The following is a 26920-nucleotide window of genomic DNA, read 5'->3' on the forward strand; positions in this document are numbered from 1 at the left end:
TGGGAGGAGAGAACAATGAATTTGCAGGTAAAACGATCTGTAACGCTCTTGGCCACATCTGCTATGCTGGCCGTAGCGGGCGGTTGGGGAGCAGCCCAGGCAGATCCCGTCGAAATCAGCTTCTACTATCCGGTCGCAATCGGCGGTCCGGTTACCAAAATCGTGGATGATCTGATCACCCGTTTTGAAGGGCAACATCCGGATATCAAGGTAAAGCCGATCTACTCCGGCACCTATCCGGAAACCCTGAGCAAATCGTTGACGGCTTTCAAATCCGGTCAGGCACCTGAAGTCGCGGTCATGCTCTCGACCGACATGTTCACGTTGATCGATGAAGATGCCATCGTTCCCTATGAGGAGCTGGCCAAGACCGACGATGACAAGGCATGGCTTGCAGGTTTCACGCCGGTTTTCATGGTCAACAGCAAGAGCGAAGACAAAACATGGGGCGTGCCGTTCCAACGCGGCACCACCGTTTTCTTCTGGAACAAGGATGCCTTCAAGGAAGTTGGTCTTGATCCAGAAAAAGGCCCACAGGACTGGAAAGAAGTTGTCGACTTCGCAACAAAGTTGACCAAGCGCTCTGCTGATGGAAGCGTCGCGCGCTGGGGCATGCAGGTGCCGTCGTCGCTGACCTCCTACTGGTTGTTGCAGGGATATGTTGCGCAGAATGGCGGCAAGCTTGCCGAGCCGGATGGGAAAACCACTTATTTCAACGCGCCTGAAGTTGTCGAGGCGATGCAATATTGGGTCGATCTAGCCCATAAGCATAAGGTGATGAAGCCCGGCGTAATCGAATGGGCGACCAATCCGAAGGACTTCTTCGAAGGTCGCGCCGCTATGATCACCACCACCAGCGGCAATCTCACCAATGTGAAAACCAATGCGCCTTTCCCGTTCGGCGTGCAGATCCTGCCGAAAAACAAAGCCTATGGTGCACCGACCAGCGGCGGCAATGCGTATATTTTCAACGTTGAAGATAAGGCAAAGCAGGAGGCGGCATTCCAGTTCGTGAAATGGCTCTCCTCTGCGGATCAGGCTGCCGAATGGAGCATCAAGACCGGCTATATCGCCGCCCGTGATGATGCTTGGCAAACGGAAGCCATGAAGAAATATGTTGAGGAATTCCCCGGCGCAAAGGTGCCGCATGACCAGATTCCTTACATGGTGCCGGAACTTTCAACCTATGAAAATCAGCGTGTCGCACGCGTGATCGACGATGCGATCGAGGCGTCGCTGACGGGTAACAAGAGCGTTAAACAAGCTCTCGACGATGCGCAGGCCGAGGCCGAACGTATCCTCAAGCCCTACCAGTGATAGGTTGGCATCAGAGCTTCGTACGGCTCGTCCATACGAAGCTCTTTATCGCGCAAGAATGACAATGCGGCGTGTGCCCGGCAGAGCCGGTTCGCATCATCGCAAGAAGGCTGGAGAACTCGCGTGAACCAGGCGAAAAACCAGATAACACCATGGCTTCTGCTGTTGCCGGCCACTGTCTTGTTGGCAGTGTTTACGCATATTCCAGCCGTCATGACGTTCATCAACAGCTTCTACCAGACGCCGCGCGGCAAGCGTCCGCCTCGCTTTGTCGGCGTTGATCATTATACGACAATGATAAGCGACCCGGTTTTCTGGGCGGCCCTCAAGAATAACGCTATCTACGCGCTCGGCACTGTACCTGCATCCATAGCATTGGCCATGCTGATGGCGATCATCGTGAATTCGTCCATTCGCGGTCGCTCGTTGATGCGGATGTCGTTCTTCATGCCGACCGTGCTGCCGATGATTGCAGTTGCCAATATCTGGCTGTTTTTCTACACGCCGGGCTATGGTTTGATCGATCAGTTTCTGGGCCTGTTCGGTTTCCATGAAACCAACTGGCTGGGTAATCCCGATACCGTGCTTGGCAGTCTGATGGTGTTGGCTATCTGGAAGGAAGCCGGTTTCTTCATGATCTTCTATCTGGCGGCATTACAGCAGATCAGCCCGAGCCTGTCCGAAGCGGCAGCGCTTGAAGGCACGGGACGCTGGTACTTCTTCCGCCGTGTGACGTTTCCACTATTGATGCCAACCACTCTGTTTGTGCTGATCAATGCGGTGATCAATGCGTTCCGCCTGATCGACCATGTGATTGTCATGACCCGTGGCGGGCCGGACAATGCCAGCACTCTGCTGCTCTACTATGTTTACAATGTTGCATTCCGTTTCTGGGATACGGCCTACGCATCGGCTTTGACGGTTGTGCTGTTGCTGGCGCTTGCTCTTATCGCCTTCGTCCAGTTCGGGGTTCTTGACCGCAAGGTGCATTACAAATGAGTGCAATGACATTACCGCATCAGCCACGCGAATTCTCGTTTTGGCGGGGCCTTGAAACCGTTGGGTGTTATCTGCTGGGGTTGCTCTGGATACTGCCTTTGCTCTATGCCGTGTGGATGGCGTTTCATCCAGCGCAATATGAAGCTCGGTTTGATCTCTTCGCTCCGGTGACACTGGAGAACTTCAGCAATGCGTGGAATGCCGCGCCTTTCGGACGCTACTTCCTCAACACATTCCTGCTGATTACCACGATACTGATCAGCCAGTTCATCATCTGCACGCTGGCGGCCTATGCTTTTGCTCGCTATGAATTCCGCGGCAAAACGATTGTCTTTATGCTGGTGTTGGTACAGCTGATGATCATGCCGGAAGTGCTGCTGGTCGAAAACTACCGCACCATTGCGAAGTTGGGTCTGGTGGATACAGTTGTGGCTATGGGGCTGCCTTATATGGCGTCGGCCTTTGGTATTTTCCTTCTACGCCAGACCTTCCTCACTGTGCCGAAGGAACTGGACGACGCAGCGCGTGTCGAAGGGGCGGGGGCACTCACCACGCTTCTCAAGGTCTACGTGCCGTTGGCCAAGCCCATCTATGTGGCCTACGGTCTCGTATCGGTCAGCTATCACTGGAACAACCTGCTCTGGCCGCTGGTCATTACCAATTCCGTTTCCACCCGTCCTCTGACGGTTGGGCTGCAGGTGTTTTCATCACCGGATCAGGGTGTGCAGTGGAGTATTATCTCGGCTGCTGCATTGATGACGTCAGCGCCTTTGCTGATCGGTTTTTTGCTTTTTCAGCGCCAGTTCGTTCAGAGCTTTATGCGCGCGGGTATCAAGTAGTATAGTGCGTTCTAGGCCTCGAACGACGGCGGTATTCTGTATCGCCGTCGATTGCCGCGATACCAAGATAATTTAAAATAAATGCGTTCTTAAAGCGTGTAAAACGCCGGTCAAGAGCGTGCGATTTTACCATGTGATTTCGATACTAATTTTGCCTAGCGCCGCAGCGCTGCAATGCTCGCTTCATATATCCATTCTTATTGCTGGCCTGTTTATCTCTCGGAAAGTGTTCCGATCCGCTTGCGCGATTCGGCTCGGGTGGGGGTACTCAAGGCGCATTCACCGCGTATTGAGTGAATAAAAAAACGATTCATATTTCTATGGCAATCCGCCGATTTTTTCCTGGAGATTGCAGTGAAGCGCCAAGGCTTCTCGACTTAGATTTCAAATAAAATATTGATAAATAACGTTAAATTCCAATCCGATAATCGGAAGAAATTGAGAAATTTTTCAATGAAACGTTTTATTGACAGGTGTTTCCCTCGCAGCTATGGTCACGAGGTAGCTGGCAATCAGGAGGAGACTTCGCGTTGGTAACAAGCGAAGCGACGATGCGGCTACACAATGGGAGGAGAAAATATGTCATTGCGTCTTGGTCGCCTCTTGGGCGGCGTTCTACTTGCGTCTGCAGCGTATACGAGCGTGGCGTCTGCTGCCTGTGAACTCAAGATCGGTACCCCAGCTGTGTTGTCGGGTCCGGCAGCCCAATGGGGCATTGCTTTGCGCGACGCCGTCAACTTTGTCGCCAAGGAAACAACTGACGAAAAGCGTCTGGTTATTGATGGAACTCCATGTTCGGTTTCCACTGTCGTGATTGACTCCAAATATACCGCCGAAGGTGCGGCGTCGGCGATGAACCAGCTTGCCGCTCAGGGTATCAAGGTCATTGTCGGTAGTGTCGGCTCGCCGGAAGTGACCGGTATGAAGCCTGTTGCAGCACGCAATCGCATGGTTGCTATGGTTGATAGTTTCGCCAAGAACGCAATTGGTCCTCAATGGCCGAGCATATTCCATATCGGTCCCGGACCGTCTGGTTGGGCCGGTCCGATCATTGATGCTGGTCGCGAGCGTTTCAAGTTCGACAGCGTAGCGATTGTGGCTCCGAACGATCAGGGTGGTACCGATGTTGCTGGCGTGAATGCACAGATATTCAAGGAGAAGGGTGTTAATGTCTCCGAAGAATACTACCAGCGCGGAACCAGCAATTTTGCGCCGATCGTCACGCGTATAATGAGCGCAAATCCTGGGGCTCTGGATCTCGCTTCATCGCCAGCGGGCGATGCTGGCATCATCGTAAAACAATTGCGTCAGGCTGGCTTCGAGGGACCCATTTTCCGTCTGGGTGGTCCTGGTTTTGATGAAATTGCCCGTGTGGCCGGTGGCGTCGACGTGCTGAAGGATTTCCTCTGGTACGAGCCAATCTATATGGACGAAAACACGCAAGCTTTGGAAGACAAGTACAAGAAGCTGATGGGTTCACCACGCCCGGAAAATAGCGACTTCTTCCGATGGGTCTTTGCCGCTCGCATGATGATTAAAGCTGCGCAAGCTGCCGGCACTGTCGACGATTCCGAGAAGATCGCCGCCGAAATGCGCAAGCTTTCCGTGGAAGACGAGAACATTGGCAAGGGTCATTGGATCGGTCAGTCCTTCTTCGGCATCAATCAGGAAATGTCTTATCCGTTCGCTATCGGCATCGTTCAGGATGGCAAGAAGCAGCCTCTGCTGCGCGCGGAAGCAGTCAGCGAAAAGTAAGGCACCGTATCATGGAAAGCTTCATCACGACGGGGCTGATTGGTATCAGTCTCGGCTCACAATATACTTTGCTTGCGCTTGGGTTCACACTGATTTTCGGGATCCTCGGCGTGGTGAATTTCGCTCACGGCGGCTTCTATGTAATGGGCGGCTACGTCGCCTATTACTGCACTACAATGCTCGGATTGCCTTATCCTGTGGCGGTGTTGATAGCCCTTGTGGCGACGGCAGTGCTCGGTTGGCTGTTCGAGGCAATCATTCTTGAAAGAGTGATTGAAGATCATCAGGCGACATTGATGGTCACGATGGGCTTCTATCTCGTCCTGGCCACAGCGATCCTGGTAATTTTCGGGGCTGAATCGCCGCAATTCTCATTCCCTGTAACCGGGGTCTGGCGTTTTGGTGGCATCTATTTTCCCTATGCTAATATGATCGTGCTCGCCGCGTGTCTCGTGGCTATCGCATTGGTCTATTGGCTGATCTATCGCACCAATGTCGGGCGTGGCATGCGTGCAATGGCCGAAGACCGCGCGGTAGCAAGCGCGCTCGGCATGCGGACCAAGGCGCTCTTTCCTTTTGCATTTGCTCTCGCCACCGGGCTTGCCGGGGTGACGGGTGCGCTGGTCACGCCAATCCTGTCACTCGCCCCGCATGTTGGAGATGCGACGCTCGCTTATTCGTTCATTACCGTCATTCTGGGTGGCCTTGGGAGTGTCACCGGTGCCACCGTCGCAGCCTTCATTGTCGGTATGGTTGAAGCTTATGCTGCCGTCTATCTCGGCGGATCCAAAGGTGCGCTCACGCTTTTTGCAATCGTCATGGTGACGCTTGTGGTTCGCCCACAGGGACTTTTCGGCAAGGAGGTCCGCCGTTCATGAGCCGCACCACCATTTCCTCAGACATCACCATTCGACGTCAGCCATTCTTCAGTATCCCTGATTGGATCACACTCGGCCTGGTGCTTCTGTCCTTCATTGTGCCACTTGTCAGCACCAATCCGCAGGTCTTGTCTCAGACCAATTTGATCCTGATCGCGGCAACGGCGGCACTCGGCGTCTATATTATGCAACGGCTCGATCTGATGAGCTTCGCCGTTCCTGCTTTCATGGCTGTCGGTGGCTATACCGTTGCCATATTGAGCCTGAGGCTTGGCATTACCGACATTTTTGTCCTCTCGGCAGCGGCCTTTCTCGTGCCGGTGCTCTGTGCAATTCCGCTCGGCTCGTTGATATTGCGATTGAAGGGGGTGTATTTCGTGCTGGTCACTTTTGTGCTGACCGAAATCGTCCAACTCCTGCTGTTTGAAGCTGAGCCGTTGACGGGTGGAGCAAACGGACTTGTCGGCATGCCGCCAGTGACGTTGTTCGGTATGGACCTGTGGGACAATTCCCACGTTGTACTCACCACCTGCGCACTCGCCTTCGCCGGTTTCCTGATCACTGCCGCCTTCACACGTTGGTATCGCTACGAATTTGCGGCCATTGAGACCAACGATGTGCTGGCGGAAAGCCTCGGCCTCCCGGTCTGGAAATATAAGGCGATGGCGTTCTGCGTCGCAGCTGGCGTGTCGGGCTTCGCAGGCTTTGCGCTCGTCAACATGCTTTTGACCGCCCATCCCACGTCCTTCGCTCCGATGTCATCAATCACCTACATCACCTACGCGATCGTTGGTGGAAAGCGGACCATTCTGGGCTCGCTTGTGGGTGCAATTGTTCTGGTCTCGGCGACCAATTACTTCGCACTTTCCGGTGAATTGTCACCTGGTCTCTTCGGTGTGCTGATCATTGTTGTGACGCTTGTGGCGCGCGGCGGTCTGGTCGGTATCGCAATCACGCTCATCAAGCGTCTGCGCGGTACAGATAGTGGCTCAGTTGGGAAAGATCGGACCAAAGCGGCGGTGCATGAAGGCAATCTTGCTATTGGGGAGAATGGTCGATGAACCAGACTTCAACAAATGCCCTGAAAGCGGATCGCATCTCCAAGGCATTCGGCGGACTGAAGGTCTTCACCGATGTCAGTTTCACCTTGCCAGCCGGCGGACTTCTCGGTGTCATTGGACCAAACGGTGCCGGCAAGACCACGATGATCAACATCATCTCGGGTCGGCTAAAGCCAAGCTCGGGCCGTGTTCTTCTTGGCGACACGCAGATCGACGGCAAGCCTGTCTATGAGAATGCTGGTCGAGGTCTGGTGCGCAGCTTCCAGCAGACCGCAACCTTCAATGGCTACACCGTCGAGGACAATCTTCTTTCGGCGCTCCGCTTTTCAAAGAGAGGGCGGTCGGCACTCGAACAGCTGTCTCCGCTGCTTGATCAGTTTGGTCTCGTCGAAAACTGGACGCGCAGTGCGGAAATTCTTCCCTACGGACTTCAGAAGATGCTGGGTCTCACCATGGCACTTGCAACACAGCCAAAGGTGCTTCTGCTCGATGAACCGGCGGCAGGGTTGGAAAAATCCGAGCGCACCAACATCGATACATATGTGCGTTTCGCTCAAGAAGCCTTCGGCTGCGGTGTGCTTCTGGTTGAGCACGATATGGAGTTGATCAAGCGTCTGTGTCCGTCGGTCATCGTTCTCGATGGCGGCAAGCTCATCGCAGAAGGCCCGCCGGAAACGGTGCTGACAAATCCGGATGTAATCAATGCCTATCTTGGGGGCAGCGATGAGGAGGAAGACGATGCTCAGCATTCGTGATTTGCATGTGACCTATAGCGGCACGCACGCATTGTCTGGTGTCGATATCGCAGTCGAAGCCGGCCAGACAGTACTTCTCATCGGGGCCAATGGCGCAGGGAAGTCGAGTCTGATCAATGCTGTTATCGGGCTCGTCAGAGCGGCTCGTGGCCAGATCAGTTTCGATGGCCGTGATATTTCCGGTCTTTCGAGTGATGCGCGCGCCCGGCTAGGTATTGGCTACTCACCCGAAGGACGACGCGTTTTTCCAACCATGAGTGTCAAGGACAACGTGCTGGCAGGTGCCGGTTCGCTCGGCACACGTGATCAGTCGAAGGCCTGGGATCGTCTTGTGGCAAGTTTCCCTTTTCTGGCTGAACGTCAGGCCCAGCCAGCAGGTCAACTTTCGGGTGGCCAACAGCAATTGGTGGCGATTGCCAGAGCGATGTGCGGTGGCCCGAAACTATTGCTTTTGGATGAGCCGTTTCTGGGTCTCGCCCCGGTCTGGATCCAACAGATTTCGACCGCCGTACGTCAGATGCAAGAGGACGGTATCGCAGTGCTCATGACCGAGCAGATGGCGCGGCCAGCACTCAAACTTGCGCATAGCGGACACATCATGCGCGGCGGTCTCATCCGCCGTTCGGGAACGACCAATGAAATCAGAGGCGCCGCACTGGCGGAGGAATATCTCTGATCCGTTTGGTCTCCGAAATTCGACAGGAGAATTATTTTGGGTAAATCCGCACCACTTCACGGTCTTACCGTTCTCGAGCTGGGGCACAGCGTGGCCGCTCCCTATGCAGGCCTTATTCTGGCAGAGTTGGGAGCACGGGTAATCAAGATTGAAAACCCTTCCACTGGGGATTATGCGCGCGGTTGGGGGCCCCCCTTCTTCAAAGAAGACGCCACCGCATTTCACGCTCTAAACCGGGGAAAGGAAAGTCTCACACTCGATTTTTCAGACCCAGAACAATGTGCGCATCTCAAGAAGCTGATCCTTGGGGCTGATGCTGTTATCCAGAACCTGAGACCTGGTCTGCTCACCAAATTCGGTGTTGATGTCGACGAGATGCGGCGGCAGGCGCCTGGTATGATCTGGTGTGATATCGGCGCTTTTGGCAAAACTGGCCCGCTGTCGCGCAAGCTTGGTTATGATCCGCTGGCGCAGGCTTCCTCTGGCATCATGTCCATCACCGGCGAAGCGGATCGTCCTCCCGTCCGCGTCGGTGTGTCGCTGGTGGATATGGGGTCGGGGATGTGGACCGTCATCGGCCTGTTGGCAGCCCTTCTTGAGCGCAATAAAAATGGCGAAGGCGCGCATATCGCAACGTCTCTGTTTGAGACTGGGCTTGCCTGGATGACCATCCCGCTTGCCGCGCATGCGGTTGCAGGCGAAGTGCGCAAGCCTCATGGTTCCGGCCTGGCTGAAATTGTGCCTTATCAGGCCTTCGAGGCGGATGACGGCTGGGTGATGATCGCAGCGGGCAATGACCGGTTGTTTGCAAAACTCTGCCAGGCGTTACCGGGGCTGGAGCATCTGGCTAAAGATCAGAGGTTTGCGCAGAACCGCGACAGAGTGTTGCTGCGCGACGAGTTGATACCACAGATCGCGGCCGCGGTCGCTAAACTCACGGTCAGCGAACTCGGCGAAAAACTCGACGCTGTCAGTGTGCCGAATTGCCCGCTTTTGACCATCGACAAGGTCTGGACCCATCCGCAGACCGAGGCTGTTGGTATTGTGACGGAAGCTGACGGGCAGAAGTGGATCGGCCTCCCATTCACCATTGATGACGCTCGCCCAACGTCGGGCGGTTCAGCGCCCACACTTGGAGCGCACAACCAGACAATTCGACAGGAAAGCTGATGGAACGCACTTATGAAACGCTCGAACTGGAGCGCATCGATGACCATGTGCTGTTAGTCCGGCTCAATAGGCCGCAAGCAGCCAATGCGATGAACACCCGGATGGGCGAGGAACTGATGGACCTTTTCGAGAGGTTCCAGGTCGTTTCCGAAGGCGTGCGCGCGATTGTGCTGACGGGTTCCGGCGAAAAGGCCTTCTGCGCAGGCGGTGACCTGAAGGAACGCAATGGCATGACCGATGCGCAATGGTTGCGCCAGCATGCAATGTTTGAGCGCATGCTCCGCGCAATAATTGCCTGTCCGGTGCCGCTGATCGGTGCAATCAATGGTGCGGCCTATGGTGGGGGCTGCGAGATTACGGCAGCTCTTGATTTTGCCTATGCGTCTGAAAATGCACGTTTCGCATTGACCGAGGTAACGCTCGGCATCATGCCAGGTGCGGGTGGTACGCAGAACCTGCCGCGCGCCATGGGAGAACGACGCGCCAAGGAAGTTATCCTCACTGGCCTGCCTTTTGCGGCGCAAGAGGCATTTGAGTGGGGGCTTATCAATCGTGTGTTCCCGCAGGTCGAGCTTCTTGGTGCAGCACTTGCCACTGCGCGTCGTATAGCGGGCAACGCGCCTATTTCTGTGCGCCAGGCCAAGCAGTCTATTCATCGCGGTTTGCAAATGTCACTGGCTGACGGTCTGGCTTTCGAGATCGAATGCTACAACCGCATGGTGTCGACGGAGGACCGTCACGAAGGCGTGCGGGCTTTCAATGAAAAGCGCCCACCTGTCTTCAGGGGAGTTTAGGTCATGGCAGAGCATGTGACCTTGCGCGAAGTGGGACTTCGCGACGGAATTCAGATGGCAAAACGCTTTCTCGAGACCGATCGCAAACGCGAATGGGCAAGGCGGCTTATTGCGGCTGGTGTCCGCGAAATCGAACTGACTTCTTTTGTACCGCCGAAGATCGTGCCGCAATTTGCTGATGCCGACGTTTTGGCTACCAGCTTGCCTGACTTTTCTGGCGTGGTCTGTTCAGCACTGGTGCCCAATCTCAAAGGCGCCGAGCGGGCGCTTGCCGCTGGCTTTCGCCATATCAACTACGTGCTTTCAGTTTCTGAAGCCCATAGTCAGGCCAATGTCCGTCGCTCTGCGGAAGAGGCGGTCGTGGAATTCGGGCGCATCGTGGCGCTAAAACAGTCGGAGGCTGGTCGCGATATGGTGCTCGCCTGTGGGCTGGCAACCAGTTTTGGGTGCACACTGCAAGGTTATGTCGCGCCGGAACGCGTGTTCGAGATTGCCCGCCGTGTGACGGATATGGGGGCAGACGAGCTGATCGTGGCGGATACGGTCGGTTACGGCAATCCGGCGCAGGTCCACGAAATCCTGCCGCCGATTGTCGAGATCGCAGATGGACGCCGCATCATCTGTCATTTCCACGATACGCGCGGCCTCGGCCTCGCCAATGTGGCAGCCGCGTTGGAAACCGGCGTCCGTGCGTTCGACAGTTCGCTGGCCGGGCTTGGCGGATGTCCATTTGCACCGGGTGCAACAGGTAACATCAACACGGAAGATACAGCCTATATGCTTGAAAGCATGGGTTTTTCTACTGGTGTCGACATTGATGCACTGCTGGATATCCGCCGCGCTGTCGAAGCGTGGCTTGGCCAAGAAGAACGCTACAGCGGCGCGATAGCACGCGCCGGTCTTCCCAAAACATTTTCAGTCGCAAAGTGAGACTACGCTATGACCAATACCGTCGCTACCATGGAACTGGGCGAAGACTTTCCGGAACTGCGTGAATCGATCCGTCGAATTTGTGAAAACTATCCGCTCGATTACTGGGCAAAGCTGGATGAAAAATCTGGATACCCGTCTGAATTTGTACAGGAATTGACAGATGGAGGCTTTCTGGCGGCGCTCATCCCGGAAGAATTTGGCGGAGCTGGATTGCCACTGCGCGCTGCGGCTGTGATTTTGGAAGAAATCAATGCCTGTGGCTGTCAGGCGAGCCCTGCACATGCGCAAATGTATATCATGGGCACATTGCTGCGCCACGGTTCTGAGGAGCAGAAGCGCACTTACCTGCCTGAGATTGCCGCGGGACGGCTGCGCCTCCAGGCCTTTGGCGTGACAGAGCCGACGACTGGTTCGGACACGACGCAGCTCAAAACCCGTGCCGTGCGTGACGGTGATCACTATGTGATTAACGGCCAGAAAGTCTGGACATCGCGCGCGCTTTATTCTGATCTCCTTCTGCTTCTAGCCCGCACCACGCCGCTTGATCAGGTTGCCAAGAAAACGGACGGCATTTCGGTTTTCCTGATCGATCTGCGTGAAGCGCGTGGAAACGGTGTTGACATTCGTCCGATCAACGCATTGATCAACCACAACACGACGGAAGTTTTCATCGAAAATCTACGCGTACCGGCGTCAGCACTAATCGGTGAGGAAGGCAAAGGTTTCCGCTACATTCTGGATGGCATGAATGCAGAACGCATTCTCGTTGCGTCGGAATGTGTTGGCGATGGCCGCTATATGGTCCGCCGCGCGGTGGAATATGCCAAGGAACGTCGCGTTTTCAATCGCGAAATTGGCGCCAATCAGGGTGTGCAATTCCCTATTGCTCGCGCCCATGCGGAACTTGAAGCCGCCGATCTCATGGCCCGTAAGGCTGCTGCCTTGTTCGACGCGCACCAACCCTGTGGTGGCGAAGCCAATATTGCCAAACTGCTTGCCTCGGAGGCGACCTGGAAAGCAGCTGATACTGCGCTGCAGACGTTTGGCGGCTTCGGTTATGCAGTGGAATACGGCATCGAACGGAAGTGGCGTGAGTGCCGCATTTATCAGACTGCGCCGATCTCGACCAACATGATCCTGGCCTATGTCGGTCAGCACATGTTGGGTCTCCCACGGTCCTATTGAGGTCCATCATGGATAGCATCACGATCAAGGCCGCGGAGTTCATCAAGGATTTCGACCTCGCTCATGTTCCGGCAGAGGCGGTTCACGCCGCACGCATCGGTATCGTGGACTGTGTCGGCACTATGCTTGCTGGCGCGCGTGAACCGGCGGTCGAACTCGTCGCGACGATTGCAACGCCTGCCAGTGGAAGCAATGACGCACCCGGTGCCGTCAACGGCCAGCGATATGGTGCGGCGGATGCCGCACTCGTCAATGGCGTGGCGGCCCATGTTCTGGACTTTGATGATGTGGCGCTTGCCGGTCATCCCAGTGCGGTGCTGGTACCCATGATCTTGGCGGAAGGACATGCGCTGCAATCCTCTGGCCAGGAGGTGCTGGAAGCCTATCTCGTCGGTTACGAATTATGGGCTCATCTGGCGGCACTCGAGGCGGGACGCTTACATGACCGTGGGTTCCATCCCACCGCGGTCATGGGTACGCTGGCCTGTGCTGCTGGTGCTGCTAGGCTCAACAAGCTCTCTTCTGAAGAAACCGCACATGCGTTGGCCATTGCTGCTTCGCTCGCGGCTGGTTTGGTTGCAAACTTTGGTTCGATGACCAAGTCGTTGCATGCCGGACGAACGGCGCAATCAGGCATTCAGGCTGCGCGGCTTGCCAAGACAGGCTACACCGGTAGCACTGATGCGCTTGAGCACCGGGTAGGTTTCCTGCAATCGTTTTCACCGTCAGGGGCTCCGACTTTGAGCGCCGATGCGTTCAAAATTGGTGAGGAATCGATGGCTGCGCGTTATGGCGTCAATATTAAACGCTATCCTACATGCTATGCGACCCATCGTTCTATTGATGCCATGCTCGATCTTGTTGATGAAAACGATATTGCTCCATCCGAAATCGCGAAAATCAATGTTCATACAGGTGTGACCCAGCAACTCATGTTGCGCAATGCCCGTCCGCAGACCGGTCTGGCAGCCAAATTCTCGATGGAGTTCGCAATGGCGAGTGCTGTCGTGGCCCGACGAGTGGGACTGAAGGAGTTGACAGATGAATTCGTCAGTCGCAGCGACGTGCAGTCTATGCTGGAGCGTGTCGAGGTGACGGTCAGTGAAGAAGAAGCGGGCGAAGATCTACCGTTTGCACCGTTCGATCTCGTCTGGATCACCCTGAAAGATGGCACAGTGCTGCGTCATGAACCGGTGGAACATGCACGTGGAAGCTGGCAGATGCAGCTTGACCGTGAAGCTTTGAAGGAAAAATTCGAGGATTGCGCTGGCATTCTCCTGCCCGAAGAAAAGCTGGGTCCGTTGTTTGAAAAGCTATACCGCATTGAGGCAATGAAAGATCTGCGCGAGCTTGATCTGATGTGATGAAACAACGGCCCGATATGAAATGCATGCATATTTGATCTGGAACGATTTGTGATGAACAGCTTGCCCACCCGACAGATACCCGGCGTCTATCATCGCCGCTTCGGTTCTTTTCTCGTGACAGCCCTTTCCGACGGCTATGTTGAGATGGGTTATAATATTTTCCGTGAATTCGAACCGCATGAAGTCGATGAGATGATGGCGCGGGATCATCGGGTTTCACCGCCGAGAATCTCGGTCAATTGTTTCCTCCTGCGCGGTCCTGCCGGCACCGTGTTGATTGATTGTGGTTCCGGCGAAAAATTCGGTCCGACGGCGGGCAAATTGTTCGAAAATCTGGAGGTAGCTGGCGTGCGGCCGGAGGAGGTGGACCATATTCTCCTCACGCATTGTCATCCGGATCATTCCTGTGGACTGACCGACCCTGTGACGGGTGAACGATTGTTTGCGAATGCGACGGTCATCGCCAACCGCAAGGAAATCGAGCACTGGTACTCAGATGCCGAAATGCAAGCAGCAGACGAACGTAAGCGACTTCGTTACTTCGGTTGGGCGCGTGAGCAGGTGGACCCGTATCGTGATGGGCGATTAAGACTTGCTGGCGATGGTGAAGAGGTGCTGCCAGGCATTACGCTTGTGGAATGCGCGGGCCATACGCCGGGCCACAGTACCTGGCTCTTGAATTCGGAAGGCAAGCAGATGATTGTCTGGGGCGATCTTGCACATGTTCCCGAAATTCAGGTTGCCCGTCCCGAAGTTTCAATGAGCTTCGATCATGATCCGGATATGGCGGCTCGTAACCGCACAAACCTGCTGGCACGGATTTTCGAACAGGACACGCTCGTTGCCGGAATGCATATTCATTTCCCCGGATTCGGCTGGCTTGTGCGGGAGGGAACCGGATATAGGGTCGCTACCGAACAATGGAACTTTGAAATCTGAAAGGCTTCGCTACGGATCGAACATGGCCAAAACCCCAACCATACGCGATGTCGCTTTGCTCGCTAACGTATCGATCGGTACGGTTTCGCGCGTGGTCAACGATGCTGCCGATGTGCGTCCGCAGATCCGCAAGGCGGTTGAAAGTGCGATTGCGGAATTAGGCTATGTGCCCAATGCCGCAGCAAAGTCGATGCGCATGGGGCGGACAAAGACGGTGGGCTGCATCCTGCGCGAAATCAATATTGCGCAACTGGGCGGTTTTGTATCCACGGCACATAACATGCTCAATGAGTCCGGTTATGCACTGCTGATCGCGAATTCCGAAGGCCGCCGCAACCGCGAGGTTGAATTGCTGCGCAGCTTTTCGAGCGGGCAGGTCGATGGCGTATTGATGGGGCCTTATACGCCGATAGAAGGCGAGTTTGAAGAGCTGCTGCGCACGTTACCTGTGCCGTTCGTAATGATCGACCGCGATCAACCGTCATGGTGCAACGCCGTCTATGCCGATCACGAGGCCGGTATTGCTCAGGCGACAGGCCATTTGCTTGATCTTGGTCATCGTCGCATCGCACTTTTGACGGGCCCGACCAGGTTGCACCCGGGTGGCGCACGCGTTCGCGGCTTCATGCGCGCTTACAAGGAGCGCGGTTTGGAACCAGCCCCGGAACTGATCATTGCAGAGAGCTTTTTACGCGATCAGGCTTATCGAGTGACGTCTTCTCTGCTCGGAATGTCACAACCTCCGACAGCCATTATTGCAGGCGGCATTGATATGCTTGCGGGCGTGTTGAAGGCGGTTCGCACGCGGGGACTGCGCATTCCGCAGGATATTTCGGTCGTTGGGTCCGGGCAAAGCGAACTGGCCGATCTGCATCAGCCGCCGATTGCTGTCGTCAGCTGGGATCAAAACGAAGTGGGCGCAACGGCTGCGGCCTTGCTGCTTGATCTGATTGCGCACGGGAAAAGGGAAGAGCCACGTCGCGTCATCATTCCAACCACGTTCAATGCGCAGGCGTCCTGCACGCCGCCTCTCGTGGGGGATTTGACGCCGAAGTAACCGGCAATCGCCAACAGGGAATGATGCAATCCGCGCTCGCATGGTCGCGGAACGGGAGAGCTATGCCTGTCAAAAGGCATAGTCCGGGAAATTTGTGGAGGAGCAAAAATGCCGACGAATGTCCGATTATTTTCCGAATTCAAACTGCGTGGTGTGACGCTGAAAAACCGCATCGTGATTTCGCCGATGGGAACCTATTCGGCGGAGAACGGGCAATTGCAGCCCTTTCACCATACGCATTACGCGAATTTTGCCATGGGCGGCGCTGGCTTGGTCATGGTGGAGCAGACCTCTATCACCCGACGTGGCCGCGTGACGAATGGTGATCCGGGCCTTTGGGATGACAGCCAGATTGCTGGAATGCGGTCGATTGTCAGTCATATGAAATCTTATGGTGCGAAGACCGGCATTCAGCTGAATCACGGTGGGCGCAAGGGCAGTATGCAGCGCGCCATTCGCGGTAACGGACCCTTGACCGAACGTGATCTGGCGATGGGGGAAGAACAATGGGTACCACTGGCGCCATCGGCGCTGCCACTAGGCGAGGGCTGGCTGACGCCGGAACCGATTTCTCTGGATCACCTTGACGGCCTTCGGTCGGCTTTTGTCGCCGCAGCAAAACGCGCGATGCTTGCAGGTTTCGACCTCATCGAGATCCATATGGCGCACGGCTATCTTTTGCAGAACTTTCTGTCGCCGCTCGCCAATCAGCGCACTGACGACTATGGCGGCAGTCTCGAAAATCGTATGCGCTTTCCGCTGGAAGTCGTGCGCGCCGTACGGCAGGTCATCCCTGATTCCATGGCGCTTCTCGCGCGCATTTCAGCCACAGACTGGATCGATGGTGGTTGGACGATGGAGGACAGTGTCGTTCTGGCGCGCGCATTGTCCGACGCGGGTGTCGATCTTGTCGACTGTTCCTCCGGCGGCAATCTACGCATCGGTGCTACCAATTCCAGCCTTGGTCGTGGTCCGGGTTATCAGGTGCCTTTCGCTGAGCAGATACGCAAGGAAACGGGCATTCCAACTGCCGCTGTCGGCATGATCCGGACGCCGGAATTCGCGGAAGCCATATTGCAGGAAGACCGTGCTGATCTGATTTGCCTGGGCCGTCAGGCGCTGTTTGATCCGTTCTGGGCACATCATGCGGCCGAGGCGCTTGGCGTTAATCGCGATTTCTCCGGTTGGCCGCCGCAATATGGCTGGTGGCTCGAAAAATGGGGCCGGGCACTTTCGTCCAACGGCGAAAAGCCGATGGGACCAGAGGTGTTTCCCACCGCCGCAGCTGTGAAGAGCCAAGCTTCCGCCTGAACGGGAGAACTTAGGGAGGAAAAAGCATGGCAATGAAATTCTGGCACCAATCGGTCAATGAGTTGAGCCGAATTGACGCCTACAAGCGCGGTATAGAAGCCCATGCCCGCAATTTGCTGGATGGCGAGGCTGAAGTGCATGTTCAGGGCTTACCGGAGGGTACTTACGGCGACCAGAGCCCAAGCGATGCTCTTGGCAACGCCTATCTCTATCATCGTGTGCTTGCACCTATCGTAGAGCAGGCTGTCGAGGCAGAGAAGCAGGGCTATGACGCCTTCATCATGGGGTCATTTAGCGAGCCATATCTGCGAGAGATGCGTACGGCTGTCGATATTCCAGTTGTTTCGCTGACGGAAGCTGCTCTGCTGACCGGTTGTTCGCTTGGTGGACAAATTGGTCTGATTTCGAACGCTCCGAATGTTGCCTACATGACCAAGCTCTCGGTGGCCAAGCATCATTTGGAAACACGGGTCCTGGAGGTCACGGCGCTATCGCCCGGCATGGACGAATATGAGCTTATTGCAGCGCGCGACGAGCCCGCTCAATTAATTGAAACGTTTACGGCAACTGCGCGGGAGCTAATTGCGCGGGGGGCGGAAGTTATTGTTCCGGCCGAGGGCGTGATGGCGGAAATTCTGGCACGCGAAGGCCTCAAACAGATCGACAAAGCGACAGTGCTGGATGTTTTCGCTGCGGCCTGGAGCCATGCCTTGAGCCTCGTGCGCCTGCGCAAGGCCGGTATAGGAACCAGCCGTGCCTGGCTTTACAGCCGCGGATAGGCGGTAGGGCCCATCACAATAAAAAATTCGTCTTTTGGGAGAAGGACACTATGAAAATCGCAAGCCAGATTCTTGGCGACTACCTTGCCAGTTATTCCACATTGATACTGGAACGTTCCGTTCGGGAAAAGGCTTTGATCTGCCTGCTCGATGCATTGGGTTTGGCACTTTCGGCGCGCACAGAACCCACTGCGCGGGCAGCGGTTGCTTTGTCATATCCGCTGGGTGAGGGTGCCCCCAATTCCGCGACCGCATGGATATCCGGCGCACGTTTTTCGGCAAGCGAAGCTGCCTTCGCCAATGGCCTCGCGGTACATGCGCATTTTCAGGATGACACGGACCATGAATCCTGGACACATCCCGGCTCGCTTGTGCCCCCTGCTATTGTCGCGCTTGGTGAGCGCAACGGTGCGACGCTTGAAGATGTGCTTCGCGCGCTTGTCGCTGGCTATAGTGTGATCAACTGGCTCGGGCGTAATGAAGTCGTCGCGCGGAAACTGATTGCACGCGGATTTCGCACCAGCCCAACCTTCGGCACTATCGCTGCTGCTGCCGGTAGTGCTGCTCTTCTCGGACTAAATGCGACACAAGCAGGCTCCGCTGTTTCGATCGCTGCATCCACCACCGCAGGCACGTTAGAACCGGTTCGTGCTGGTGCCGATGAATGGCGTGTACAGAATGGCCGCGCAGCACAGGGCGGGCTGATTGCAGCCTGTCTTGCCGAGGCAGGCGTCACGGGCGCGCCGCAGGCTCTTGATGGTCCGAAAGGTTTTCTGGCCACAGTGGCCGGTATGGATGCCACCCCGGAAGTGTGGTCTCTGCCCCCCGATCCGGCGATCATGAACTCCATACAAGCGAAGCCCTACGCAACACTCGGGGACAACATGGCAGCAGCCATGGCTGCGCAGAAGCTCTACTTGGACAAAATCGATCCGCGCGAGATTGCTGACATCAAGGTGACACTCTGGGAGCCATTCACGGCCTATCCAGGCACCAACTTTAAGGGCCCTTACGAACGTTTGGTTCAGACGCAGGCAAGCACCGCTTTTGCAGTGGCGACTATGCTGTCGCAAGGTGACATCACCTATGACATGGGCAATGAGCTGCGCAACGATCCGCTGGTCCTCGATCTGATCGCCAAGACGGCTGTTATCCCCGACGCGGTTAACGGTGCGTGGGATTCGCTGCTGACGGTGACCATGAAGGATGGCAGTGAACGCGAAGCGCATTCTCAGGAAATGCCACGCAATCTGATCTATCAAACACAGGAACGTTCTCTGGATGTGTTCGAGCGCAGGTTGACCAAGCTTGGAGCCCCGGTTGGTGTTGCGCGTGATCACGCCGCGAAACTCTTCGCGGCGCTTGATGACGGGGCGAATATTCCGATTGCCGACGTTTTGCGTGACACGCTCGCATTGACCGGTAACCGATAGGATCGGAATACCAGATGACAAAAGGACCACTTCTATTCCATCCCTACCATGTGCGCGGCGTGACTTTGAAAAATCGCATCGTCGTTTCGCCCATGGGTACTTATTCGGCGGAAGACGGGTGCCTGACGCCCTTTCAGTTCGCGCATTATGAACGCATGGCCATGGGAAGCGCGGGTCTTGTCATCATGGAGCAGACTTTCGTGACCCGCGCCGGTCGTGTGAGCAACGGCGATCCCGGTCTTTGGTCCGACAGCCATATCGAGCCAATGGCGCGATTGGTCTCCGAGATGAAACGCTATGGCGCGAAGACTGCCATCCAGATCAGTCATGGCGGGCGCAAGGGCGGGCAACAGCGCGCGCACGAAGGTAACGGTCCGATTTCTGAGCGCAATCTGGCTGCGGGCGATATTCAGCTTTATCCGATGGGAGCTTCACCCATTCCGTTATCGGAAAGCTGGCTAACGCCGGTCGAAATGAGTGAACAGCAGATTGATGGTATCGTTGATGCCTACGCAGCGGGTGCTCGTCGGGCTATTCTCGCAGGGTTTGATTTGTTCGAACTACATTTGGCGCATGGCTATCTGCTCCAGAGCTTTCTTTCGCCATTGGCCAATCAGCGCACCGACCGTTTTGGCGGTAATCTTGAAAACCGAATGCGCCTGCCCCTGATGGTGGTTGACCGGCTTCGCTCAATTATGCCGGATTCGATGCCGCTTTTTGCGAGGCTTTCGGTGACGGACTGGATCGACGGCGGCTGGACCGAAGACGAAAGCGTCGTGCTGTCCCGAGCGCTGAAGGCTGCGGGTGTCGATCTCATCGACTGTTCCTCTGGCGGCAATATGCGTGCTGGCGCGACCAACTCGAACCTGTCGCGGGGACCGGGCTATCAGGTGGCACTGTCTGAAAGACTGCGTCGCGAAGCAGGAATGCCAACCGCCGCTGTTGGTATGATCCGCACGGGCCAATATGCTGAAACCATTCTCCGCGAGGGCAAGGCCGATTTGATCTGTATCGGCCGCCAGATGCTGTTCAACCCTTTTTGGGTGCGCCATGTGGCCTGGGAGATGGGAGTAGAACGCGATTTTTCCAGTTGGCCTGAACCCTATGGTTGGTGGTTGGAAAAATGGTCTCGGGCCTTGGCGGCGAACAATGAGGACCCGCTTGGGCCTGAACATTTTCCCGAGGAAGTACTGTGAATACGGGAGGATCAAATGCATTGGGGAAATGAACTTGCGACCATGCGCGGACGCTATGGTCAGCGTGTCGGCATCATTGATGCTGAGGGTAGCCATACAATCGCTGAAATTGTTGACCGTGCGGCGGGCATTGCCGATCGTCTGAGTGCGCTTAGCTTTGGTCCCGGTGATTTTATCGCAACGGTTTTTCAAAATTCGATGCTGGCCGCGGCGGCAAGCTATGCCGTTGCGCTGACTGGAGCGACAGAGGTTCCGATTAATCCCGTACTCAGCCAGAAAGAGTTCGATCACGCGGTCTCCTGCACGGGTACTCGGATTGTGCTTCTCGACCGAGCGACAACGATGACATTGACGCCGTGCGTTGCGGTGGAGGATGTGCGCAAATGCGCACCGCGCCCGCTGACGGCGGAAGGGTGGCCGGATGTGGAGCCGGAAACGCCGAGCCGTATCGTTTTCACAAGTGGCACCACGGGGCCCGCTAAGGGTGCTATCCACACGCATCTCGGACGCTGGACGGCGGGGCTTCTCTTGCGTTCGGTTCTTCCCACTCGTCCGGGCGCGCAAAACCGCATTCTCTTGATGACGCCCTTTTCGCATGGGAGTTCACTGCTGACCTTCGCTTATCTTGCCGAAGGCGCGAGCGTGCATCTGATGCATGGTGTGAATACAGCCGCCGTTCTGCCGCTTCTGGCGTCAGGTTCGATCACTGAAATGTTTGCGCCGCCGACAGTGCTCTCCAAGTTGACCGAGGCGTTGGAACAAACCGACAGCGCCAAGCCGCAATTGCATACGATACTGACAGGAACGGCTCCTCTGTCCCCGATGCTGTATCACAAGGCTGTTGCGCAATTTGGTGAGATCATCCGCGTCACCTACGGGAAAAGCGAGATGTTCAATCCCATCACCGTGCTCTCACCTCCCGAGACCGCCGAAGCCTATGCCGGAAACGCCAGCAGCGATGAGGGGCTGTGCGTCGGCTGGGCGGCAACGGGCGTGCGGATTGAAATTCGCGACGATGAAGGTCGCGTACTTCGAGACGGCGAGCCGGGGCATATTTTCCTGCATAGCCCGCATATGTTTCGGGGCTACATCACGGTCAGCGGCCTGAAGATGCTTGCGCCCGGCGAGTTTCACGATACCGGTGATCTAGGAAGGATTGACCGGACGGGCTGTCTTTTTCTCGTGGGACGCCAGTCCGACATGATGAAAACCGGCGGCTACAAAGTAGCCCCAGATGAGGTCGAACGAGCGCTGGCCGCCGCACTTCCCGAAACCGAAATAATCGCGCTCGGCTTTCCGTCGGAATATTGGGGTGAAATAGTCACTTTGGTTGCCGAGTGTCCACCATCGGATTGGCAGGAGCGTCTGGCCCCTGCACTGGCCAGCATGACCTCGTACAAGCGGCCAAGGCTTTTTGTCGCCATTGATGAGTTGCCGCGCAATGCAATCGGCAAACTGTCACGCGCCGAACTACGCCGCCGGCTTGCGGAGCTTTACGACCTCATTGAAACGCCGCAACCGGCACTTGTCGGGAAAGGCAGGCACATATGAGCGGCTTCGAACAGATACCAGCTATTTATCATCGCCCGCTGGGCGATATGTTGGTCACAACGCTTTGCGACGGCTACGTCGCCTACGACACTTTCGATATTTTCCGTGATGGCGATGCTGGGCGGCTGGAACAGTTTCTGACCGCTGAGACACGGATTGCGCCTCCAGTTGTGTCGATCAACGCGTTTCTTGTCCGGTATGAAAGCCGGGTTATCCTTATCGACTGCGGTTCGGGCGACATCATGGGGCCAACTTGCGGGCGATTGCCCGAACTTCTCGCACGGCTAGATATCGCGCCAGAAGCGGTCACTGACGTGCTTTTGACCCATATCCATCCAGATCATTCCAATGGTCTCACCAATCCGGAAACCGGCGTTAAGCTTTTTCCGCAAGCGGTTGTTCATGTTCATGAGGCGGAAATTCAGCATTGGTTCGATGACGAGGCAAAAGCTCGCGCTACGGAGCGCCAGAAGCGCGTTTACTTTGATGCTGGACGCATTCAGATAACGCCTTATCTCGCTGATAACGTACGCATTTTCAATGCTGAGTGCGAAGTTCTGCCCGGGATCGTTGCTGTTCCATCCGTTGGACATACGCCGGGACACAGCTGCTACATTCTGCGCTCCCGCAGTGAAGCAATGATCATTTGGGGGGACACTGTTCATGTGCCCGAGGTGCAGCTTGCCGATCCTGATGTTGGGATGATTTTCGACACCGATACGCCTGCTGCTGCTTTGTCGCGTCGCAGGATTCTGCAGCGCTGTGTCGATGAAGACCTTCTTGTTGGCGGAATGCATATCCACTTTCCCGGCTTTGCTCGTGTCAGGCGCGGATATGAAGGGGAGTATCGCTTCATTCAGGAACAATGGTTCCATGCTGAAATGCGCAAGCCTGCCGAGCAAACTGGAGGAAACTGATCCGTGTCTATGATGAAAATCTGTCATGCTCCGGAACCGGGTGGGCCGGAAGCGCTGCGTTTTATGCAAGTGGAGCGCCCGACACCGACTGCGAATGAGGTGCTGATCCGTGTTGGCGCTGTGGGGGTCAATCGGCTTGATGCTATGCAGCGAGCAGGTATCTATCCATTGCCTGCGGGCGCAAATCCCGTGCTGGGCGTTGAATGCGGCGGTGAGGTTGTCGAAACGGGCGGCGACGTACCAAATTATCTACGCGGCAAGCGGGTTGCAGCTCTTCTTTCCGGCGGTGGTTATGCAGAATACGCTGTCGCCGACTGGCGGCATGTGGTTGTGGTTCCTTCAGACTGGGATGATGTGCAGGCAGCTGCAGTCATTGAAACATTCTGTACGGCCCATGAGACCTTATTCGAATTGTCGCGCCTTAAGGCGGGTGAGCGGGTACTAATTCACGCGGGCGGTAGCGCCGTCGGCAGTACTGCGATCCGCATGGCGCAACATGTAAGGGCGGAAATCATTACAACGGTGGGGCGCGAGGACAAGGCCCGTCGCCTGCGCGATTGGGGCGTAACAAATGTTCTGAATTATCGCGAGGTAGATTTTGCAGAGGCAACCCGCGAGATCTACCCTGATGGCATAGATGTGATCGAAGACTTTGTCGGCCCCGCATATCTGGCGCGTCATATCGCACTTTTACGCTGGCGAGGCCGCATAACATTCGTGGGGCTGCTCAGCGACGGAAAGGCCGAGGCTGATGTGCCCGCCATTCTGACCAAGATGCTGCAGCTACGTGGTTTTACCCTGCGGCCGCATACGGCAGACGAGAAAGCCGAAGTTGTCGAGCGTTTCCGCCAATGCTGGTTGCCGGTTCTCGCATCGGGCGCAATCGCGCCGACCATCCACGGGGTTTTGCCCTTCAGTGACGCAATGGAAGCACATCGCATGCTGGAAGCTGCCGACAATTTCGGCAAGCTGATCCTGAGCATGTAACGCTCCAGCAAAGGTAGTTTGGAAATGTTGTTATCTCAAATTCAGGACGAGAACGGAACGATCCGCGTTCTTGCACGGGAGGACGGCGAACCAGCGCGCGAAGTGCTTGGCGCGGCCAGCGTGCGCGAGCTGGCGCTTGCTGCGGCCAGAAGCGGTAGGAGCCTCGTCGATCAGGTCAAGGGACAAGGCTTCGGAGCGCAGTTTGAACCGGAAAGGCTTGCCGCCGATGGCCTCTACCTGCCGCCGATTACTCATTTCGATCCTGCACATTTACATTTGACCGGCACGGGGCTCACCCATCTGGGGTCGGCTGCGACCCGTGACAGCATGCATGCGAAAGTCATGACAGAAGAAGCCGAACTAACGGATTCCATGAAGATGTTCCGTATGGGCCTTGAAGGCGGCAAACCGTTGGCAGGTGAACCAGGCGTGCAGCCGGAATGGTTTTACAAAGGCAACGGCCACACGCTAGCCGCACCTGATGCGGCATTGGTTTCGCCGGCATTCGCACAGGATTTCGGGGAAGAGCCGGAGATAGCGGGAATTTACGTTATCGCAGATGACGGTCGCCCGATGCGCTTGGGGTTTGCCGTGGCCAATGAGTTCTCCGATCATGTGACGGAGCGGGGCAACTATCTCTGGCTTGCCCATTCCAAGCTGCGTCCAGCTTCCTTGGGACCGGAAATCCGGATTGGTGCTGCGCCTCTGGATATTCGGGGGACTAGTCGCATTCTGCGTGATGACAGAGTTCTATGGGAAAAGCCGTTTTTGTCTGGTGAGGCGAACATGTCCCACACGATTGCCAATCTCGAATATCACCATTTCAAATACGGGATTTTCCGCCAGCCGGGCGATGTTCATGTCCATATGTTCGGCACAGCCACGCTTTCATTTGCCGATAAAATTCACACCCAACTCGGCGATGTTTTCGAGATCATGGCTGAAGGGTTTGGTCATCCTCTGCGCAATACGGTTGCCGTTGAGCCAAGCTATAGTTTGCAGGAATTGGCTGCGGTTGAACTTTAAGCAAGGCCTTTAATAACCGGCTTGAAGATCAGAAAGGACCCACTATGTCCAAGAAGAAATGCGCGATCATTGGTTCCGGCAATATTGGCACGGATTTGATGATCAAGGTGATGCGCACGTCGAAGAATATCGAAATGGGCGCAATGGTCGGCATTGATCCGAATTCGGATGGTCTGGCACGCGCCGCACGGCTCGGCGTGCCGGTCACCCATGAAGGCATCGACGGGCTGCTGCGTATGCCGGAATATCGCGATATCGATATCGTGTTCGATGCAACCTCGGCCAAGGCGCATCTGCATAATGACGCGCTGTTGCAGAAGGACGGCAAGAAGGTCATCGACCTGACACCTGCCGCCATCGGCCCTTTCACCATTCCGGCCATCAATGGCGATGCCAATATCGACGAGCCGAACGTTAACATGGTCACATGCGGCGGTCAGGCGACGATCCCGATGGTCTATGCCGTCAAGCGCACCACCGACCGCGTGGTCTATGGCGAAATCGTCGCTTCGATCTCGTCGCGTTCGGCTGGTCCCGGCACCCGCGCCAATATCGATGAATTCACCGAAACCACGTCGAAGGCGATCCGTGATCTGGGCGGTGCCGAACGCGGCAAGGCGCTGATCATTCTCAACCCTGCCGAACCTCCGCTGATCATGCGCGATACGGTGTTTGTTCTGTCGCAGGGCGGCAGCCGCGAAGCCATCGAGGCTTCGATTGCCGAAATGGTCAAGACGGTTCAGGCCTATGTGCCGGGCTATCGCCTGAAGCAGAAAGTGCAGTTCGAAGTCATCGGCGATAATGCGCCGGTTCGCGTGCCGGGCATCGGGCTCGTATCGGGTCTCAAGACGACGATCCTGCTCGAGGTGGAAGGCGCTGCACATTATCTGCCTGCCTATGCCGGCAATCTCGACATCATGACATCCGCTGCATTGGTCACCGCCGATCATTGGGCAGCAAAAGCGCTTGCCAAGGAGGCTGCATAATGGCCCGCTCCAATCCCGATAAGCTCTATGTTCAGGATGTCACGCTGCGCGACGGCATGCATTCGATCCGCCACCAATACACGCTGAAGGATGTCGTCGCCATTGCGAAGGCGCTGGATGCAGCCAAGGTGGACGCGATTGAAATCACCCATGGTGACGGCCTTGCCGGTTCGACCTTCAATTATGGTTTTGGCCTGCATGACGATGTCGAATGGATCGGCGCGGTTGCCGACGCCTGCGAGCATGCCCGTGTCACCGTGCTGCTCATTCCGGGCATTGGCACGGTGCATGATCTGAAAGAAGCCTATGATGCCGGTGCACGTTCGGTTCGCGTTGCAACCCATTGCACCGAGGCCGATGTATCACGCCAGCATATCGAGGCTGCACGTGAACTGGGCATGGACACGATCGGCTTCCTGATGATGTCGCATATGGCTGAGCCGGAAAAGCTGGTCGAACAGGCGAAGCTGATGGAAAGCTATGGCGCGGAATGCGTCTATGTCACCGACTCGGCAGGCGCGCTGTTGCCGGAGCAATATACGCTGCGCGTCAAGGCGCTGCGCGATGCGCTGCGTCCGGAAACAGAAATCGGCGTTCACACCCACCACAATCTGACGCTTGGCGTTGCCAATGCCGTTGCCGGTATCGAAGCGGGCGCTGTTCGCGTCGATGCATCGCTGGCAGGCATGGGGGCAGGGGCCGGTAATGCGCCGCTTGAAGGCCTGATCGCCGTTCTCAACCGCAAGGGCATTGATACGGGCTGCGACCTCTATGGCCTGATGGATGCAGCTGACGATCTGGTGCGTCCGTTGCAGGACCGCCCGGTGCGGGTGGACCGTGAAAGCCTCTCGCTCGGCTATGCGGGCGTTTATTCGAGCTTCCTGCGTCATGCGGAAAACGCCTCGAAACTCTATGGCGTCGATACGCGCGAAATCCTCATCGAACTTGGCAAGCGCCGCATGGTCGGCGGTCAGGAAGACATGATCATCGACGTCGCCCTCGACATTCT

The 26920-nt window shown here is 56.1% G+C and carries 25 protein-coding genes; all 25 read left to right on the forward strand.

Annotation, left to right across the window (positions count from 1 at the left end; translation table 11 throughout):
- The first annotated feature begins 15 nt into the window (after positions 1 to 15).
- Complete coding sequence (locus ACTJKP_RS12980) at positions 16 to 1317, forward strand: ABC transporter substrate-binding protein (RefSeq protein ID WP_440630953.1); 1302 nt, start codon at positions 16 to 18, stop codon at positions 1315 to 1317.
- A 123-nt stretch (positions 1318 to 1440) separates the two neighbouring features.
- Positions 1441 to 2316, forward strand: coding sequence for a carbohydrate ABC transporter permease (locus ACTJKP_RS12985; RefSeq protein WP_006469828.1), 876 nt, complete (start codon positions 1441 to 1443; stop codon positions 2314 to 2316).
- Positions 2313 to 3155 (forward strand): carbohydrate ABC transporter permease, encoded by an 843-nt coding sequence (locus ACTJKP_RS12990; protein ID WP_078339098.1) that lies wholly within the window; start codon positions 2313 to 2315, stop codon positions 3153 to 3155. Before ACTJKP_RS12985 ends, ACTJKP_RS12990 begins: the two co-directional genes overlap by 4 nt.
- A 579-nt stretch (positions 3156 to 3734) precedes the next feature.
- Positions 3735 to 4910 carry an ABC transporter substrate-binding protein gene (locus tag ACTJKP_RS12995; RefSeq protein ID WP_440630954.1) on the forward strand — a complete coding sequence of 392 codons (1176 nt, stop codon included), beginning with the start codon at positions 3735 to 3737 and terminating at the stop codon, positions 4908 to 4910.
- Positions 4911 to 4921: 11 nt separating this feature from the next.
- Entirely contained in the window at positions 4922 to 5788 is an 867-nt protein-coding gene (locus ACTJKP_RS13000) for a branched-chain amino acid ABC transporter permease (RefSeq protein WP_078339096.1), read from the forward strand.
- Entirely contained in the window at positions 5785 to 6849 is a 1065-nt protein-coding gene (locus ACTJKP_RS13005; RefSeq protein ID WP_078339095.1) for a branched-chain amino acid ABC transporter permease, read from the forward strand. The genes ACTJKP_RS13000 and ACTJKP_RS13005 overlap by 4 nt, the downstream gene beginning before the upstream one ends.
- On the forward strand, positions 6846 to 7604 hold the full coding sequence (locus ACTJKP_RS13010; RefSeq protein ID WP_440630955.1) for an ABC transporter ATP-binding protein: 759 nt from the start codon (positions 6846 to 6848) through the stop codon (positions 7602 to 7604). The genes ACTJKP_RS13005 and ACTJKP_RS13010 overlap by 4 nt, the downstream gene beginning before the upstream one ends.
- Positions 7588 to 8280, forward strand: coding sequence for an ABC transporter ATP-binding protein (locus ACTJKP_RS13015; protein ID WP_078339093.1), 693 nt, complete (start codon positions 7588 to 7590; stop codon positions 8278 to 8280). Before ACTJKP_RS13010 ends, ACTJKP_RS13015 begins: the two co-directional genes overlap by 17 nt.
- Positions 8281 to 8316: 36 nt before the next feature.
- Positions 8317 to 9450, forward strand: coding sequence for a CaiB/BaiF CoA transferase family protein (locus ACTJKP_RS13020; protein ID WP_078339092.1), 1134 nt, complete (start codon positions 8317 to 8319; stop codon positions 9448 to 9450).
- Positions 9450 to 10244 (forward strand): enoyl-CoA hydratase/isomerase family protein, encoded by a 795-nt coding sequence (locus ACTJKP_RS13025; RefSeq protein ID WP_440630956.1) that lies wholly within the window; start codon positions 9450 to 9452, stop codon positions 10242 to 10244. The genes ACTJKP_RS13020 and ACTJKP_RS13025 overlap by 1 nt, the downstream gene beginning before the upstream one ends.
- A 3-nt stretch (positions 10245 to 10247) precedes the next feature.
- The gene (locus tag ACTJKP_RS13030; RefSeq protein ID WP_440630957.1) at positions 10248 to 11174 is read left to right on the forward strand and encodes a hydroxymethylglutaryl-CoA lyase; all 927 of its coding nucleotides are present in this window, start codon (positions 10248 to 10250) and stop codon (positions 11172 to 11174) included.
- A 9-nt stretch (positions 11175 to 11183) separates the two neighbouring features.
- Positions 11184 to 12362 (forward strand): acyl-CoA dehydrogenase family protein, encoded by a 1179-nt coding sequence (locus ACTJKP_RS13035; protein ID WP_100648510.1) that lies wholly within the window; start codon positions 11184 to 11186, stop codon positions 12360 to 12362.
- A gap of 8 nt (positions 12363 to 12370) precedes the next feature.
- Positions 12371 to 13726: an MmgE/PrpD family protein gene (locus tag ACTJKP_RS13040; protein WP_440630958.1), complete on the forward strand. Its 1356-nt coding sequence runs from the start codon at positions 12371 to 12373 to the stop codon at positions 13724 to 13726.
- A 54-nt stretch (positions 13727 to 13780) separates the two neighbouring features.
- Positions 13781 to 14668 (forward strand): MBL fold metallo-hydrolase, encoded by an 888-nt coding sequence (locus ACTJKP_RS13045; RefSeq protein WP_440630959.1) that lies wholly within the window; start codon positions 13781 to 13783, stop codon positions 14666 to 14668.
- A gap of 22 nt (positions 14669 to 14690) precedes the next feature.
- A complete protein-coding gene (locus tag ACTJKP_RS13050) occupies positions 14691 to 15725 on the forward strand; it encodes a LacI family DNA-binding transcriptional regulator (protein WP_078339087.1) in 1035 nt (344 codons plus the stop codon).
- A 108-nt stretch (positions 15726 to 15833) separates the two neighbouring features.
- Entirely contained in the window at positions 15834 to 17036 is a 1203-nt protein-coding gene (locus tag ACTJKP_RS13055; RefSeq protein ID WP_440630960.1) for an NADH:flavin oxidoreductase/NADH oxidase, read from the forward strand.
- A 26-nt stretch (positions 17037 to 17062) separates the two neighbouring features.
- A complete protein-coding gene (locus tag ACTJKP_RS13060) occupies positions 17063 to 17815 on the forward strand; it encodes an aspartate/glutamate racemase family protein (RefSeq protein WP_440630961.1) in 753 nt (250 codons plus the stop codon).
- Positions 17816 to 17865: 50 nt separating this feature from the next.
- The gene (locus ACTJKP_RS13065; RefSeq protein ID WP_440630962.1) at positions 17866 to 19248 is read left to right on the forward strand and encodes an MmgE/PrpD family protein; all 1383 of its coding nucleotides are present in this window, start codon (positions 17866 to 17868) and stop codon (positions 19246 to 19248) included.
- A gap of 14 nt (positions 19249 to 19262) precedes the next feature.
- Positions 19263 to 20444 carry an NADH:flavin oxidoreductase/NADH oxidase gene (locus ACTJKP_RS13070; RefSeq protein ID WP_440630963.1) on the forward strand — a complete coding sequence of 394 codons (1182 nt, stop codon included), beginning with the start codon at positions 19263 to 19265 and terminating at the stop codon, positions 20442 to 20444.
- 15 nt (positions 20445 to 20459) lie between these two features.
- Positions 20460 to 21995: a class I adenylate-forming enzyme family protein gene (locus ACTJKP_RS13075; protein WP_440630964.1), complete on the forward strand. Its 1536-nt coding sequence runs from the start codon at positions 20460 to 20462 to the stop codon at positions 21993 to 21995.
- Positions 21992 to 22912 carry an MBL fold metallo-hydrolase gene (locus tag ACTJKP_RS13080; RefSeq protein WP_440630965.1) on the forward strand — a complete coding sequence of 307 codons (921 nt, stop codon included), beginning with the start codon at positions 21992 to 21994 and terminating at the stop codon, positions 22910 to 22912. Before ACTJKP_RS13075 ends, ACTJKP_RS13080 begins: the two co-directional genes overlap by 4 nt.
- Positions 22913 to 22921: 9 nt before the next feature.
- Positions 22922 to 23899, forward strand: a complete 978-nt coding sequence (locus ACTJKP_RS13085) for an NAD(P)H-quinone oxidoreductase (protein WP_440630981.1) — start codon at positions 22922 to 22924, stop codon at positions 23897 to 23899.
- A gap of 24 nt (positions 23900 to 23923) precedes the next feature.
- On the forward strand, positions 23924 to 24925 hold the full coding sequence (gene araD1, locus ACTJKP_RS13090; protein ID WP_440630966.1) for an AraD1 family protein: 1002 nt from the start codon (positions 23924 to 23926) through the stop codon (positions 24923 to 24925).
- Positions 24926 to 24969: 44 nt separating this feature from the next.
- Positions 24970 to 25911, forward strand: coding sequence for an acetaldehyde dehydrogenase (acetylating) (locus tag ACTJKP_RS13095; protein WP_440630967.1), 942 nt, complete (start codon positions 24970 to 24972; stop codon positions 25909 to 25911).
- Positions 25911 to 26920 (forward strand): 4-hydroxy-2-oxovalerate aldolase (dmpG, locus tag ACTJKP_RS13100; protein ID WP_440630968.1); only part of this gene is annotated, 1010 nt, incomplete at its 3' end. The genes ACTJKP_RS13095 and dmpG, both read left to right, overlap by 1 nt.

It is taken from the genome of Brucella sp. 22210, from assembly GCF_052045675.1.
In the GTDB taxonomy this organism is placed as follows: Bacteria; Pseudomonadota; Alphaproteobacteria; order Rhizobiales; family Rhizobiaceae; genus Brucella.